The sequence below is a fragment of the Enterobacter cloacae complex sp. IR5412 genome (assembly GCF_049237385.1).
GTDB lineage: Bacteria > Pseudomonadota > Gammaproteobacteria > Enterobacterales > Enterobacteriaceae > Enterobacter > Enterobacter intestinihominis.
The window spans coordinates 412,148-427,343 of sequence record NZ_JBMKHQ010000003.1 but is presented as its reverse complement, the minus strand read 5'-3'; the positions used below and the strand labels follow the sequence as shown (position 1 = coordinate 427,343).

At 55.3% G+C, this 15,196-nt stretch carries 10 protein-coding genes and 2 pseudogenes; 5 read left to right on the top strand and 7 right to left on the bottom strand.

The window, feature by feature from the left end:
• Positions 1–70 precede the first annotated feature (70 nt).
• From ACOTX2_RS08245 to ACOTX2_RS08225, 5 genes and pseudogenes are all read right to left on the bottom strand, one after another.
• Positions 71–511 (bottom strand): annotated as a pseudogene (locus ACOTX2_RS08245) (O-methyltransferase); the annotation flags it as partial.
• 61 nt (positions 512–572) lie between these two features.
• Complete coding sequence (locus tag ACOTX2_RS08240) at positions 573–1,952, bottom strand: efflux transporter outer membrane subunit (RefSeq protein ID WP_063147354.1); 1,380 nt, start codon at positions 1,950–1,952, stop codon at positions 573–575.
• Positions 1,949–3,031: an HlyD family secretion protein gene (locus ACOTX2_RS08235; protein ID WP_032624299.1), complete on the bottom strand. Its 1,083-nt coding sequence runs from the start codon at positions 3,029–3,031 to the stop codon at positions 1,949–1,951. The genes ACOTX2_RS08240 and ACOTX2_RS08235 overlap by 4 nt, the downstream gene beginning before the upstream one ends.
• A 22-nt stretch (positions 3,032–3,053) precedes the next feature.
• Positions 3,054–4,706, bottom strand: coding sequence for an MFS transporter (locus ACOTX2_RS08230; protein WP_023300055.1), 1,653 nt, complete (start codon positions 4,704–4,706; stop codon positions 3,054–3,056).
• Between the two features lie 158 nt (positions 4,707–4,864).
• A complete protein-coding gene (locus tag ACOTX2_RS08225; protein WP_023300056.1) occupies positions 4,865–6,184 on the bottom strand; it encodes an MFS transporter in 1,320 nt (439 codons plus the stop codon).
• Positions 6,185–6,575: 391 nt separating this feature from the next.
• On the opposite strand from ACOTX2_RS08225, the gene ACOTX2_RS08220 reads away from it, so the two are divergent.
• The 3 genes from ACOTX2_RS08220 to cybB all read left to right on the top strand — a co-directional run bounded on the left by ACOTX2_RS08220 (position 6,576) and on the right by cybB (position 10,048).
• Positions 6,576–7,370 carry a YdcF family protein gene (locus ACOTX2_RS08220; RefSeq protein ID WP_022648057.1) on the top strand — a complete coding sequence of 265 codons (795 nt, stop codon included), beginning with the start codon at positions 6,576–6,578 and terminating at the stop codon, positions 7,368–7,370.
• Positions 7,371–7,569: 199 nt separating this feature from the next.
• On the top strand, positions 7,570–9,009 hold the full coding sequence (gene aldA / locus ACOTX2_RS08215; protein WP_063147352.1) for an aldehyde dehydrogenase: 1,440 nt from the start codon (positions 7,570–7,572) through the stop codon (positions 9,007–9,009).
• 508 nt (positions 9,010–9,517) lie between these two features.
• Positions 9,518–10,048 (top strand): cytochrome b561, encoded by a 531-nt coding sequence (cybB, locus tag ACOTX2_RS08210; RefSeq protein WP_023300059.1) that lies wholly within the window; start codon positions 9,518–9,520, stop codon positions 10,046–10,048.
• Positions 10,049–10,090: 42 nt separating this feature from the next.
• Here cybB and ACOTX2_RS08205 read toward each other — a convergent pair whose 3' ends face one another.
• A complete protein-coding gene (locus ACOTX2_RS08205; protein ID WP_038416023.1) occupies positions 10,091–11,158 on the bottom strand; it encodes an oxidoreductase in 1,068 nt (355 codons plus the stop codon).
• 13 nt (positions 11,159–11,171) lie between these two features.
• Positions 11,172–11,915 (bottom strand): DeoR/GlpR family DNA-binding transcription regulator, encoded by a 744-nt coding sequence (locus ACOTX2_RS08200; RefSeq protein WP_022648061.1) that lies wholly within the window; start codon positions 11,913–11,915, stop codon positions 11,172–11,174.
• Positions 11,916–12,670: 755 nt separating this feature from the next.
• Here ACOTX2_RS08200 and ACOTX2_RS08195 point away from each other — a divergent pair.
• The gene (locus ACOTX2_RS08195) at positions 12,671–13,984 is read left to right on the top strand and encodes a TolC family outer membrane protein (protein ID WP_223861947.1); all 1,314 of its coding nucleotides are present in this window, start codon (positions 12,671–12,673) and stop codon (positions 13,982–13,984) included.
• 120 nt (positions 13,985–14,104) lie between these two features.
• Positions 14,105–15,157 (top strand): annotated as a pseudogene (locus tag ACOTX2_RS08190) (BapA/Bap/LapF family prefix-like domain-containing protein); the annotation flags it as partial.
• Between the last annotated feature and the right edge of the window lie 39 nt (positions 15,158–15,196).

Genomic DNA, 15,196 nt, shown 5'->3' with positions numbered 1-15,196 from the left:
GTGGCGCTGCGCTTACCGGGCATACGGGAGAACATGTAGGCCGGGTAAGGCGTAGCCGCCACCCGGCTTTTTATCGTTCCACCATCGCTAGCGTAAACCCATCCCACCCCTTAACGCCCACCGTTTGCAGCGCGGTGGCGGTTAAGCGTGGGTTATCTCCAGTCATCTCGATAAACTTCCGTACCCCCTGCACGCGTGCATCGTCGCTTTGCCCGTTAACCACCTCGCCGTCGCGCACCACGTTATCGCCGATTATGACCGTGCCGGGACGGGAGTAGTGCAGCGCCCACTCCAGGTAGCCGGGATTGTTTGGCTTATCGGCATCAATAAAGATCAGGTCAAAGGGCGGGACGTCACCGAAATTCTCGAGCGACTTTAGCGCCGGGCCTGTAATCAGTTCGATACGATCGCTGAGTCCCGCAAGGTGAATGTTCTGGCGTGCAACAGCGGCATGTTTCGGGTCCGCTTCAAGCGTAATCAGCTTTCCATCCGGCGGCAGGGCGCGCGCCATGGGGGTATCGCCAGAGGCGAAATGTAGGCCGGGTAAGGCGTAGCCGCCACCCGGCATGTTTTCACGCACTGACCCAACCGCCGCCCAGCGCTTTATACAAATCAATTTGCGCCAGCAGCAGGTTGTTTTTCACCTGTACCACGCTGGTCTGCACCGAGAACAGCGTGCGCTGTGCATCGAGCACATCCAGATAAGAAGAGTACCCGTTGCGGTAGCGGTTTTGCGCTATCCGCAGCGTCTCCTGCGCGACCGCCTGCTGAGCCAGCAGCTCGTTAAGCTGTTCCTGATAACGGGTGATGGCATCAAGGCTGTCATTCACCTCGGCAAACGCATTACGTACGGTTTTTTCGTAGCTGTACAACGCCTGATTACGCTGAGACTGAGAGATATCCACCTGTGCATTCAGCGCCTGTCGGTTCAGCAGCGGCGCAAGAATACTGCCGCCCACGCTCCAGAGCTGGAGGGGGTTATCCAGCAATCCCGACAGCGTGCGATCCTGCACCGATCCTGTGGCCGTGAGGTTGATCGACGGCAGCAGGCTGGCACGCGATGCCGCCAGCGTCGCGTCCGCCGCAATCAGCTGACGTTCAGCCTGGACGATATCCGGACGCCGGTTCAGTAACGTCGACGGCAGCTGGGAGGGCAGTTTCAGCGGCATCAGGGCATCAAAGCTTTCACCGCGCGCAACGTCACCCGGGTTGTTGCCCAGCAGCAGGCTGAGCGCATTCTCCTGCTGCGCAATCTGGTGCTGAAGCAGTGGAACCTGAGCGCGGGTGGCGCGCAGCTCAGAATCCGATTGCATCAGCTCAAGGCGAGAGCTGTATCCCGTCTCAAACTGTCGTTTAGCAAGATTGAACGCCTCTTCACGCGATTTCAGCGTGGACTGGGTAACGCGAAGCTGTTCATCCAGCGACAGGAGAGTGACGTACCCGGAGGCCACCGACGTTGCGACCGTGAGATCTGCCGCCGCGGCCGCCGCCTTTTGTGCCTCCAGCGACGCTTCGGCGGCACGGGAGGTGCTACGGTTTACCCCCCAGATATCCACGTCGTAGCTGGCGGTCAGGCTGCCTTTGTACAACGTACCGTATACCGGAAGGCCTGTGGCGGCGGACTGCGAGCGCGCGCGCGTCCCGGTCACGCCCGCGTCAAGCGACGGGAACAGGCTGCCGTCGGCGGCGTATACCCGGGCCTGATACTCATTAATCCGCTCGCGGGCAATCAGCACGTCGCTGTTGTTCTTCAGCGCCTGATCCACATAGTGATTCAGATTGCTGTCGTGGAAATTACGCCACCAGAGCTGCTCTGTCGGGCTGGTTGGCCCCGACGTCGCGCGCCACTGGGCCGGGATGTGCAGGGACGATTTGGCGGGCTCAACGTCAACCGACTGGCAACCCGCAAGGATAGCCATCATCAGCAGGCCGGCTATCGGGCGAAGCGTCATTGTTTCGCCTCCCGCGTGTCGATGGTGACCTGCACCGACATGCCAGGGCGCAGCAGCCGGTACGCCTCCGGCTCACCGAGTACCTCAATGCGTACCGGGATGCGCTGGGCGATTTTAACAAAGTTGCCCGTGGCGTTATCCGGGGTAATAGCGCTGAACTCGACGCCTGTGGCCGGGGATATGCTCTCCACGCGGCCCTGATAGGCTTTATCGTTTAACGCATCGACGGTGAATTTCACTGGCTGTCCGACGCGTAAATTCGCCAGCTGCGTCTCTTTGATATTGGCGATCACCCAGTGCTGCGGCGGGACCAGCGTGGTAAGGTGCGTCCCGGCGGTGACGTACGCTCCAAGACGCACCGCAATCTGCCCGAGCTGACCGTCACGCGGCGCGACAATGCGGGTGTTTTGCAGATCGATCTGCGCAAGCTCCAGCGCGGCTTTTGCATTTTCAACGTCCGCTTCCAGCGAAGCGCGATTGACGATAACCGTTTGTAGATCCTGGCGCGACATCTCAAGCGTTGCTTTCGCCTGGTCGATATCGGCGCTCCCCTGAGCGGCACTGGCCAGCGCCGCATCGCGCTCGCGAATGGACAGGGAGCCGTCTGCGGTCAGATCCTTCACGCGTTTCAGATCCGCCTGGGTTTTCAGACTTTGGGCACGGGCGTTTTTCAGTGCCGCTTCGTTTTTGGCAATCACCGCTTCCGCGCTTTTACGCTGTTGCAGGTTGTTGTTCAGCGCAGCAATTTTCATTGCCAGCTGCGCCTCGGCCTGATGGACGCGCTGGCGATAGATCCGGTCATCAATCTGCAACAGCAGGTCGCCTTTTTTAACCTGCACAAAATCCTGAACATGGACCTCAGTAATGTAGCCGTTGACTTGCGGACTGATGAACGTGGTCTGGCCGCGCACGTAGGCGTTATCAGTAAACTGGGTATGACGCGTGAACGGGGGCAACTGCCAGGCATAAAGGATCACCAGCACCCCGACAATGCCGATAGCCGCGGCGGTGAAAATGGAAACGACGCGTACATTTTTGCGGGTGTTGGCCTGCTCTTTGGCGGCATCCTGCTGACTCATAACTTCTCCTGAAAAATAGTCATTACTTATTGCCAGTGGCGTTCTTAAGGGCCATACGGGCGGTGATGCGCAGGCGCAGCAAGCGCCATAAAATCCAGACCAGCGTGGCTGTGGCAATGCTCGCCGTCAGGAGATAAGTATCGTTGTAAGCCAGAATGTTTGCCTCAAGCGTCGTCACCGTCTGAAGCTGAATAATGGCCTGGGTTCCCAACAGGGAACTGTCGCCAACCAGGCTTTTATACATCTGGGTGTAAAGCTGAATGCGTTCGTTCACCAGCGGGTTGAGGGTGGTGAGCTGGTCAGCCAGCAGGCTGGAATGGTACTTCTCGCGCCAGGTCTGGAAGGTACCAAGGATTGCAGAACCCAGCAGGCCACCAAGGTTCTGACTCATGCCAAACATTACGGAAAAGCTGACCAGATTGCGTGGTTCGGCGATCACCCCGCCAATGGCGGCCAGCATCGCAGGGGCGAGGAAGAAAGCGCTGCCGAAACCAAGCAGGAACTGGCTGAACATCAGCTGATCCGGCCGGGTCAGGTTGTTGGACTGGCTGTCCAGCAGCGAAGCAACAATCATCAGCGCCAGCGAGGTGATAATCGGCCAGGCCAGCTTAGTGGGTTTGATCGTCAGACAGCTGGTGACGATACCGCAGACGATTCCGGCGAAAATAGACCACGCCAGATGGGTCATCTGTTCATTCTGTAGGCCCGCATATTGCAGCCAGCCGATGACGCCGGTGTTCTGTTCCGCCAGTACGATGCGGATCAGCAGCATAATCAACCCCAGGCGTACGATGCTGCCGCTGGACAGCCAGCGGGTATTGAGCAGCGGGTTGCTGCGGTTATGTTCAAAGACGATTGCACAGACAATTAGCACCAGCGAGAGAGCCAACGCCCAGCCGATCCACGGTGTTTCAAACCACCATTCCAGACGCCCTAGCGACAGAACCGCGCACAACAGCGCCATACCGGGCGCAAGCAAAAAGAAGGTGATGAAATCTTTCTTCTCGAAAACTTTGCGTCGATCGCCCGGGGGCAGTTTCAGCACCATCACGCAGGCCAGTGAGATCAGGGCCAAACCCAGCTCGAAGAAGTACAGCCCACGCCACTCATCAAGCTGCAACAGCTCGGTGGAGAACAGCCGCGCCAGCGGTATCGCCAGCGACGAACCGGTAATGCCGATGGTCAGCGCCTTCAGTCGGTGCTTCGCGGGCCAGGCCTGTATCTGGTAATAAATGCCGAGCGAGCTGAGCGCGGCGGCGACCATCCCGTGTGCCGCCCGTACCATCAGCGCCGAGCTGAGATCGTTCACAAACAGGTGGAAAAAGGTGACCAGCACATACAGCACCAGGAAGCCTTCCGTAAACGCGCGCAAACCGTACTGCTGGCGAAACTTTACCAGCAGCAGGTTGATGGAGACGTTGGTCATGACATAGACGGCAGGCAGCCAGGCGATTTCAGTCGACCAGGCGCCGAAGGTGCCTTGCAGATTTTGCAGATTGGCGGTGACGACCGCGTTACCCAGCGCCCCGGTCAGGCACACCAGCAGGCCGACCACGCCATAGGCGATCCTTTTCGACGTCGGATGTTCCGGGGTGGAAGGGGAACCCAGCAGAGCGGGTTTCTCGTGTGGCTGCCACTCGCGAGGAGCATAAGGATCGCGTTGGGGCAGGCGCATAACGGGGTTTACCTTTAAAAATGTTGAATTGTGAGCGGGCTAATGATTCTACGGCTGACGCAAATCATAATTCAAGTGAATACGAATATTGTATGTTAATCAAATGTAGAGGGAATGATGAAGAAAAAGTGCGGCTCGCGAACGGAGCCGCAATAATATTATCGCTGTTCCGGCTGCGCCTGAAGGTGGCGTTCACGGTTGATGCGGCTGGCACAAAAAATTGCAATGAGGGAGATAGCGACCGTCACGCCCAGATACCAGGCCACGGGTACCCAGTCGCCGTCGTATTTCGCCAGCAGTCCGGTAGCTATTAGCGGTGCCGTTCCGCCCGCCAGCGCGGCCCCAAGTTGATAACCCAGCGTGATACCGGTGTAGCGAACGTTGGCACTGAAAATTTCAGAGCAGAGCGTGCCGAGAACCGCCGTCACCGGTGCCCACAGTACGCCAAAAGCGATAACGGTCGCGAGCACAATTCCCCAGGTGGTACCGGTATTCAGCAGCATAAACCAGGGCACGATAAACAGGCCGAGCACGAAGACACTGACGGCGTACATACGCTGGCGGCCAACCCTGTCGGAGAGCAGCCCCATCAGCGGGATCATGATAGTGGCGACCAGTGCGCCAAGAGTTACTGCCTCCAGCGCCTGGGATTTCTGATAGGTCAGGGTGGTAGTGGCGTAGCTCACCACAAACGTGGAGAAAATATAGAACGGTGCTGTCTCCACAACCTTAAGCCCGGCGGCAATTAGCACTTCACGCCAGTGGTGTTTTATGGTGTCGCGCAGCGGAGCTTTCGCAACCTGGCCGGATTTTTTCACTTTCTGGAAATCAGGCGTTTCGTCAATATCTTTCCGAATCCAAAGCCCCAATATTACCAGCACGGAACTGAGCAGGAACGGAATGCGCCAGCCCCAGGAGAGAAAATCCTCTTCGCTGAACAGCGTCATTAGCGAGACGATAAATGTCGCCATCAACATGCCGATGGTAACGCCCGCCTGCGGAATACTGCCGAAGAAGCCTTTGCGTTTTTCTGGCGCATACTCGTAAGCCAGCAGTAGCGCGCCACCCCATTCACCGCCGATACCCATCCCCTGAATAATACGCATCAGGATCAGCAACGCGGGCGCCCACATCCCGATCATGTCGTAGGTGGGCAGCAGGCCAATCATCACGGTTGCACCTCCCATCAATGAAAGGGTGAGGACAAGCGTTTTTTTGCGACCGATACGATCCCCGATATGTGCAAAGAGAACGCCGCCAATGGGGCGAATAAAGAAGGTCAACGAGAAGGAGAGATAGGAGAGGATCAGCCCGATAACCGGGTCGACCATCGGAAAGAAAATCTTGTTAAACACCAGCGCGGCAGCGGTGCCATAGAGAAAATAATCAAACCATTCAATAGAACTTCCCGTAAGACTGGCAATTAATACCTTTTTGTTTTTCCGTAATACCGTTGCCGTGCTCTCATGTTGTGTCATGACTCAAAACTCCGCCACGTGGATGATAATAGAGGTGTTACCTGGCGCGCTTCAGGTGCAACCTGTCGGTGTGTAATGGTTGTGAAATTGTTAAGCAACTTAGGGTTGGATGTTACGTTTGGCAAGTCAGCCAGAACTAAAACGGGTCAGATCACGATGGATTAAGCAGCAACTGGTGCTTTTTCAGCACGCTGTTGTGGCAGGATGTGTTGAAGGGCAGATAATCAAAAGCACAAACTCAGGGTGCAACCCAATTGTTTTTGGATGTTTCTGGTTATTTCATCAAAATGACAAATATGCAGCGTAATGAGCACCTCGGCTTTCAGAGTGATCTCCTTTTCACCCCCGTTGTGTGAAGTACTCTAAAGATTAATGCTGTAAGGAGGTAACGATGACAATGGCACTTTTCCCCTGTCTGCCTGGCACAACACTCGACGCCGTGAATACCGTTGGGGCGTGGCTTGCTCAGGACGACTATCAGGACAACCAGCCCGTTGATCTGGTGATTCTGGCGGGTAACGCGGTGATCCCCGCGATTGATGCTGCCTGTAAAATCGCGGCTGAACAGGGGGTTCCTCTGATCATCAGCGGCGGGATCGGTCACTCGACGACCTTCCTCTACGCCGCGATTGCAAAGCACCCCCGCTATAACAGGATACCCACCACCGGGCGGGCTGAGGCGGCTATTCTGGCCGACATCGCCCGTGAATTCTGGAACATTCCGGCTGAGCATCTTCACGTTGAGGATCAGTCGACCAACTGTGGCGAAAACGCCCGCTTCAGCCGGGCGTTGATGAAACAGTCCGGACTGAACGCCGCCCGGGTGCTGGTAGTGCAGGACCCGACGATGCAGCGTCGCACAATGGCTACGTTTGCCCGCGTTTGCCGCGACGAGGCTGCATCGCCCGCATGGATGAGTCATCCCGGCCTGACGCCCGTGCTGCAAAACAGTGACGACGGTCTGGCGTTCAGCGGCCCGGTCGAGGGGTTATGGCCGGTAGAACGTTACCTGTCGCTGGTGCTGGGTGAATTTCCGCGACTCAGGGACGACATCAACGGCTACGGTCCGGCGGGACGTGATTTCATTGCCCATGTCGATATCCCTGCCGACGTGGACGCCGCGTGGCAGATCCTGCGAAACGACGTCATTCTCACCGACGCGCTGGTGAGCCGTTCTCTGCTGTAATGCTCTTGCCCGTTTGCGCCATCTTTTACGCAAACGGGCAGCCTTTGTTGCCGATTTGTGATTTTTGAAACGGGCTGACCCGTTTCTTTTATGAGATATCTCACAAAAACAGACTCATAGAGTAGGCAATTGCCCCGGTAATTATAGTTTTTAACATTAAGTTTACTTGTTAAAAACAGTGTGATTACAGGAGCAGGTTATGACAGTACCCGTACAACATCCTATGTATATTGATGGACAGTTTGTTGCCTGGCAGGGTGATGCCTGGATTGACGTGATCAATCCGGCCACGGAAGAGGTCATTTCCCGTATTCCCGACGGCACCGCCGAGGACGCCCGCAAGGCCATTGACGCGGCAGAGCGCGCGCAGGCTGGCTGGGAGGCGCTGCCTGCCATTGAACGCGCCAGCTGGCTACGCAAAATTTCCGCCGGGATCCGCGAGCGCGTCAGCGAAATCAGCGCGCTGATTGTGGCCGAAGGGGGCAAGATCCAGCAGCTGGCGGAAGTGGAAGTTAACTTTACAGCTGACTATATCGACTATATGGCCGAGTGGGCGCGCCGTTATGAAGGGGAAATCATTCAGAGCGACCGTCCGGGCGAGAATATTCTGGTGTTTAAGCGCGCCCTTGGCGTCACCACCGGCATTCTGCCGTGGAACTTTCCCTTCTTCCTGATTGCCCGTAAGCTCGCTCCTGCGCTAATCACCGGCAACACCATCGTTATCAAACCGAGCGAATTTACCCCAAACAACGCCACTGCGTTTGCCAAAATCGTCGACGAGATTGGCCTGCCGAAAGGCGTCTTCAACCTGGTGCTGGGCCGCGGTGAAACCGTCGGACAGGAGCTGGCCGGGAACCCGAAAGTGGCGATGGTCAGCATGACCGGCAGCGTCGGGGCGGGTGAAAAGATCATGGCTGCGGCTGCGAAAAACATCACCAAAGTGGGGCTGGAGCTGGGTGGTAAAGCCCCGGCCATCGTGATGGACGATGCCGACCTCGAGCTGGCCGTGAAGGCCATTGTGGATTCACGCGTCATCAATACCGGACAGGTGTGTAACTGCGCGGAACGTGTCTATGTTCAGAAGGGGATCTACGACCGCTTTGTGAATCGTCTGGGCGAGGCAATGAAAGCCGTCCAGTTTGGCAATCCGGCTGAGCGAACGGATATCGGCATGGGGCCGCTGATCAACGCCGCCGCGCTGGAGCGTGTGGAGCAGAAGGTGGCGCGCGCGGTGCAGGAAGGGGCTAAAGTGGTCCTTGGCGGTAAAGCGGCAGAGGGCAAAGGGTATTTTTATCCCCCAACGCTGCTGCTGGACGTACATCAGGACATGGCCATCATGCACGAAGAGACCTTTGGCCCGGTACTGCCGGTAGTGGCTTTCGACACCCTGGAAGAGGCCCTGAAAATGGCCAACGACAGCGACTACGGTTTAACCTCGTCTGTATATACGCAGGATCTGAATGTCGCCATGAAAGCCATTAAAGGGCTTAAGTTCGGCGAGACCTACATTAACCGTGAAAACTTTGAAGCGATGCAGGGCTTCCATGCGGGCTGGCGGAAATCCGGGATCGGCGGGGCGGATGGCAAACACGGGCTGAATGAGTATTTGCAGACGCAGGTAGTCTATTTGCAGTCGTAATCAGGAGCCCCCTCCATGCGAGATAATGTGTGCACGGAGCAGTTCCCTCGCCCCTTTGGGGAGAGGGTTAGGGTGAGGGGAACATACGGCTCTGGTGGTCATTCCGTTCACTTTAGGTTCCTTGCTACTCTGTAACAAAATGACCGGTGAACGTGCCAGGGTGGCTCAGTCGCCACCACCCTGGCGACCCGGGCTCCCGGCGGTAAATCGCCGCTTCGCGGTCCCTTCGGCTTATTCCTTCCGGCTTATCGGGGACGGGCGGAGGTAACATCCCTGTAAAGCCCGCCCTCTCGGCGCATCCCTGCGCCACGCCCCGGCCGGAAGGCAAACGCCTCAGCGATTTACAGCAGGACCTGGGCATCGCTGTAATCCCTCCGTTATTCTGAAGGCACGTTAATGCTTCTGATTTCAGATAACTGGGAATACTCGGCCCTCCGTAAAAGGGGGTTCACATTTTCAGGAAAGGTGGTTATGTTGGCGCGATAACTGTTATTTATCGGGAAACAACATGCGCACAAAATATACGGGTCTGCAAATCAGCATTCACTGGCTGGTTTTTCTGTTAGTTATTATGGCCTATTGCGCCATGGAATTCAGAGGTTGGTTCCCGCGAACCGATCGTCCGCTTATTAATATGATCCACGTTTCCTGCGGGATCAGCATCCTGGTGCTGATGGTGGCGCGCCTGCTTATCCGCCTGAAGTTCCCTGCTCCGCCCATTCAACCGAAACCAAAAGCGATGATCACCGGGCTGTCCCATCTGGGGCATCTGGTTATCTACCTGCTGTTTATTGCGCTGCCGCTGATCGGCATGGTGATGATGTATAACCGGGGAAATGACTGGTTTGCGTTTGGCCTGACGATGCCGCATGCGGCGGAGGGGAATTTTGACCTGGTGGATACGCTAAAAGCGTGGCACGTAACGCTGGCGAATCTGGGGTATTTTGTGATTGGTTTGCACGCCTTTGCCGCGCTGATGCATCACTATTTCTGGAAAGACAATACGCTGCTGCGCATGATGCCGAAAAAGCGTCAGTGACCGATAATGCCCTGCCAACCCGCAGGGCATTTTTTTTGCGGCTTATTGCAGTTGCGCGCGCTCCTGCGCCGTTAAGTCCAGTTCCTGAGTTGTACCCGTTTCTGAAGATTTTACCGCCGCTTCCAGCACCGCCATCACCGCCAGGGCTTCCACCGGATGGACCGGATTGTCAATCTTGCCGTTCAGGGCATCGCGCACGTTTATATAGTACTGCCGCTGGTCGCCTTTTGGCGCAGGGATAGCGCTGGCTTCACCCTGGGCATTAAACAGCACCATAGCGTCGCTGTCCTCACCCCAGCTTTCGCTACCCGGAATGACGCCTGCCAGAAGCTGGGCTTCCTGCTGATCGATGCGCGCTTTCACCACGCTGGCCTTATCGCCGTGGACGGTAAAGCGGGCAACGCCGCCTGCCACTAGCATGCTGCAATGGAGGACCACTTTGTGTTCAGGATAGTTCAGCACCACGTGCGCCCAGTCGTTAATTTCCGCACCGTCACGCAGGGTGGCGATGTTGCCCTGTACCGACAGCGGCAGACCAAAAAGCTGTAGCGTCTGGTCAATCATGTGCGGGCCTAAGTCGAACCACAGGCCACTGCCGGGAACATTTTGCTCTCTCCAGCGCACGCGAACCTCCGGGCGGAAACGATCGATATGCGATTCAAAGTGTTTTACCTTGCCGATACTGCCTTGCTCAATCACCTGCTTAATGCCGAGAAAATCGCTGTCCCAGCGGCGGTTATGGAAGACAGAGAGCAGGCGTTGTTTTTCTTGCGCAAGCGCAATCAGATCTCGCGCTTCCTGCATATCCAGCGTAAATGGCTTATCCACCACTACGTGCTTGCCGGCGTTGAGCGCCAGGGTGGCCAGCGGCGCATGGGTCGCGTTAGGGGAGGCGATAACCACCAGGTCGATATCCGGGTGCTGAATAGCCTCTTCAGGGGTGGCAACAACGAGGACGTCCGGCAGATCGCGTTTGACCTTTTCTTCATCCCGGGATGAGACCACCGCCAGCTTCAGGCCGTCGACGGACTGGATCAGCGGGGCATGAAACGTCTTACCCACAAAACCATACCCGATCAGCGCAATATTCATTGTCTTCACTTTATTCATGACCTTCTCCACGTTAATGCGCGCAAACGGTAACCTGCACGGCGCTATGGTCCCCGAGCTCTGCCCAGGGACGATCTAAAAACAGTTGATGAATCTGGGATAACCCTGAAACCAGATAAGGTTCGCACTGGTTGAGTTTAAGATGGTCGGCGACTACCCAGTGCGCCTGGCTTGCGGCCAGCATGGCACGCTTCACCTCGGCATCCGCCTCCTGACTGGCGCTCAATCCGAGCTCGGCATGAATGGCGCATGCGCCAAGGATGGCGATATCCGCCCGGTAGCGAGAGAGCAGCGAAAGGGTGGCGCTTCCGGCAAACAGGCGCTGTTTCTGATCCCACTTTCCACCAAGCAGGATCAGATCGATATCTTCCCGATCGCTAACCTGCTGGGCGATATCAAGAGAAGGGGTGATGATGGTCAGCGGTCCCTGCAGGAAAGAGGCAACGGCCAGAAGTGTGCTTCCGGCGTCCAGAAAAAGCGTCGAGCCCGCAGGTACGCACTGCGCAACCTGTTTACCCAGCCGCTGCTTGATTTCAGGCAGTAAGGTATTCCTGCTAACTCGGTTCATCGTCGAGAGATTCAGCGCGATGGCGCCGCCATGGTTTTTTTGTGCCAGTCCCTGTTTTTCCAGATCGGTCAGATCGCGACGGATGGTATCCGCCGAAACCTGCAACTTTTCTGCCAGCTCAGTGATGCTGGCCTGGCCTTGTTCAGTAATAATTTCAAGTACATATTTTTGTCTGGCGGTTTTATGCATGGGTGCAGCATCCTGCAAAATGTCGCAATACTATGCAGTTTACAGCATTTTACAGGAAAGGGAATCGTAACAGGAGGGGGATGTTGTCCAAAAACAGATTAATAAGGTGAATATTGAATTAGCATTAATCAGTCATCAAAAACATGTATGTATCGTTTAGACCTGATGTTAACGCTATGTTTTACATAGAAATTTGGTTAAAGCTACCGAATAAGGAGTTCGAATAAGAATATAAAACCAGATTATAAATATAAATTGGTGCTTATATCTATTAGATATTCTTTTTAAAGTAAAATAATTTAATATTAATCAGCGAATGACTTAAATTGACAGTTCTTTGAAAATCTTTGTGTCTGATTCGAGATGAAATAAACGCAAAAATGTACATCAAGGTGTTTCAGGATTTTCCTTAAATTACAGAGGGTTTATATGATTCAGCGTAAACGCATCTAATAGCCATTTGTCCAGAAACCCCATCTTTTTTCTTATTTGTAACACCACATTAACATTACGGATGTGGTCGCTCATATCACATTTTGTTATGCTGCGAATCAATAAATATTTAAGTAAATTCTTAAAAGAAAAAAAGAGATTGTACGGCTCTCATCTCAATTGAAATGGGTGTGGGTGACTATTGGCGGAATTTATCAAACAGGAGTGGGGCAAATAGGGTGAATTATTTGTACCTCTTCCTGGTAATTATTTAGCCATCACCTGAAGTCGGGGGTATTATAAAGATGAAATGCAATAACAGGATGCTCAGATTATCTGCTTCCCTGACCTTAATTTCACTGGTGGTGACTGCGGCTCATGCAACTAACGGTCTGGTAGGGATATCTCCCGTTGCGGCAATGACGATGAAAGAAAGTATTCTTTTCGCTCTTGACCGCGACCCGTCGGTGAGTCAGCAGGCTGCACAGCTGGGGATTGGCCAGGCACAAATAGACGAAGCGCGTAGTGGCTGGATGCCACAAATAGCCTTGAACGGGAGTACGGGTCACAGCCAGACCACCGATTCGAGCGGCTCGTTGCGAAATTCCGCAGCCTGGGGTCTGAGCCTGACGCAGCTTGTGTACGATTTTGGCAAGACCAATAACAGCATCAGCCAGTCTTCAGCTCAGCGTGACAGCTATCGCTACCAGCTGATGAGCACGATGTCTGCCGTCGCGGAAAAAACGGCCCTCAGCTATGTGGAAGTGAAACGCTACAGCGATCTGTTACAGGCGGCAACAGAGAACGTGCAGGCGCTTAAAAACGTTGAGCAGCTGGCAAAACTCCGCGCCGATGCAGGGGTAAGCTCCACCTCTGATGAGCTTCAGACCCGCACCCGTATTGCCGGAATGCAGGCGACGGTAGAGCAGTACAATGCGTCCCTGAACAGCGCCCGCGCGCGGCTGGCGGTATTAACTGGCATACAGGCTGAACGCTATTCACCGGTTCCGGGAGGTCTGGCCGTGGAGTCGGATTCTCTCAATCGAATTGATTATTCACTGATTCCAACGGTGATGGCCGCGCAGAACATGGAGCGTTCAGCCCAGTACGGCGTAGAAACCGCGAAGTCACAGCACTGGCCAACCTTAAGCCTGAAAGGGGGCCGCACCCGGTACGAGTCTGATAATCGCGCGTACTGGGATGATCAGATCCAGCTCAATATTGATGCACCGCTTTATCAGGGCGGCGCGGTCTCGGCGCGCGTCCGTCAGGCCGAGGGCGCAAGGGCAATGGCATCGTCTCAGGTCGATCAGGCCCGTTTTGATGTCCTGCAAAAAGCCTCCGTCGCACAGGCCGACTGGACCGGGGCGCAAGGACGTATGGAGGCCGGAAAACGTCAGCTGGAAAATGCGTTGCGCGCCCGCGACGTCTACAAAAATGAATATACCCTGAGCAAGCGCAGCATTAACGATCTGCTCAGCGTGGAGCAGGATGTCTGGTCTGCCACCTCAGCGAAAATAATGGCTGAATACGATGGCTGGAGCGCGGCGATTAATTACGCCTCCGCGGTGGATAATCTCATGCCGCTTATCGGAATAGAGAAAAACGCTGCCGCGAAATTACCTGATTTGAGTTAAAAAAGGCGCGCCTTTCTGCGCGAAATAAGTCAGACAATAATGGGTGGTTTTTCCCAGGGATAGTTACATCCCTCTGGTGGACATAACCACAGGAATACGCGCACCTGCAAGGAGAAGAATATGAGTAACGCAAAAGTTGTTGATGTTATCATTCGAAAAACGGCAGAAAAAACGAAATTAACCGGTGAAGGGAATCTCTCGGTCTCTATTTCATCGCCGAGCGTGATTGAAATTCAGGGTTCTGCTCAGGACGTGGTGCGTTATGTCCGCCAGGGGAATGACCTCCTCATTTATATGAAAGATGGCAGCGTGATCCGCTGCAATAATTATTTTGTCGAAGACACGGAAACCCATAATCATTCCGAACTGGTATTTAACGATAACCAGGAGTTGACGCATATTTCATTTGCCGATGCCGGGGAAGCATCAGGCGTTGCCGCCACCGAATTAACCGCCCAGGCTGCACCCATTAGCAGCATTGAACCTTTTCTGGAGCAGGGAAGCGTCTTAAGCGATGCGCCGTGGGGCTGGATTGCCGGAGCGGCGTTGGGAGGCGGTGCGATTGGCGCACTGCTGGCTCACGGCGGTGACGGCGAAACCAAAACAAAAGTTATTGATAATACGAAAGAAGTCGAAAGCGCCACGCCAACATTTTTGCTGACGGATAACGCGGGTGACAAGCAGGGGGTGCTGAGTGCAAAAGAGGTCACGGATGATAACACCCCAACCTTCAGCGGTACCGGGCAGCCGGGCGCGACCATTCAGGTTAAAGACAGCAGCGGCAGCACCATCGCCAGCACCATGGTCGCAAAGGACGGCACCTGGACGGTAACACTTCCGACCCAGGCGGAGGGGGAACATACCTGGTCCGTCGTCCAGATCGACGGCAGTAAAACGACCTCTGCGGGCAGTATTACCGTAACCGTTTCTACAGCGGATACCAGCGTGACGCTCGCCACCACGGCGGGCGATAACGTGATCAACGCCAGCGAGCAGGCCGCTGGCTTTACGCTGTCCGGCAACAGCAAAAACCTGGCGCAGGGAACGGCGCTTACCGTCACGCTGAACGGTAAAACCTATTCCGCAGAAGTAGGGGCAAACGGCGCATGGAGCGTGAAGGTGCCTGCTGCTGACGCGCAGGCGCTGGGCGATGGTACCTGGACGGTCAACGTCAGCGGCAAAGACGCGGCGGGCAACACCGTTACCGGCAGC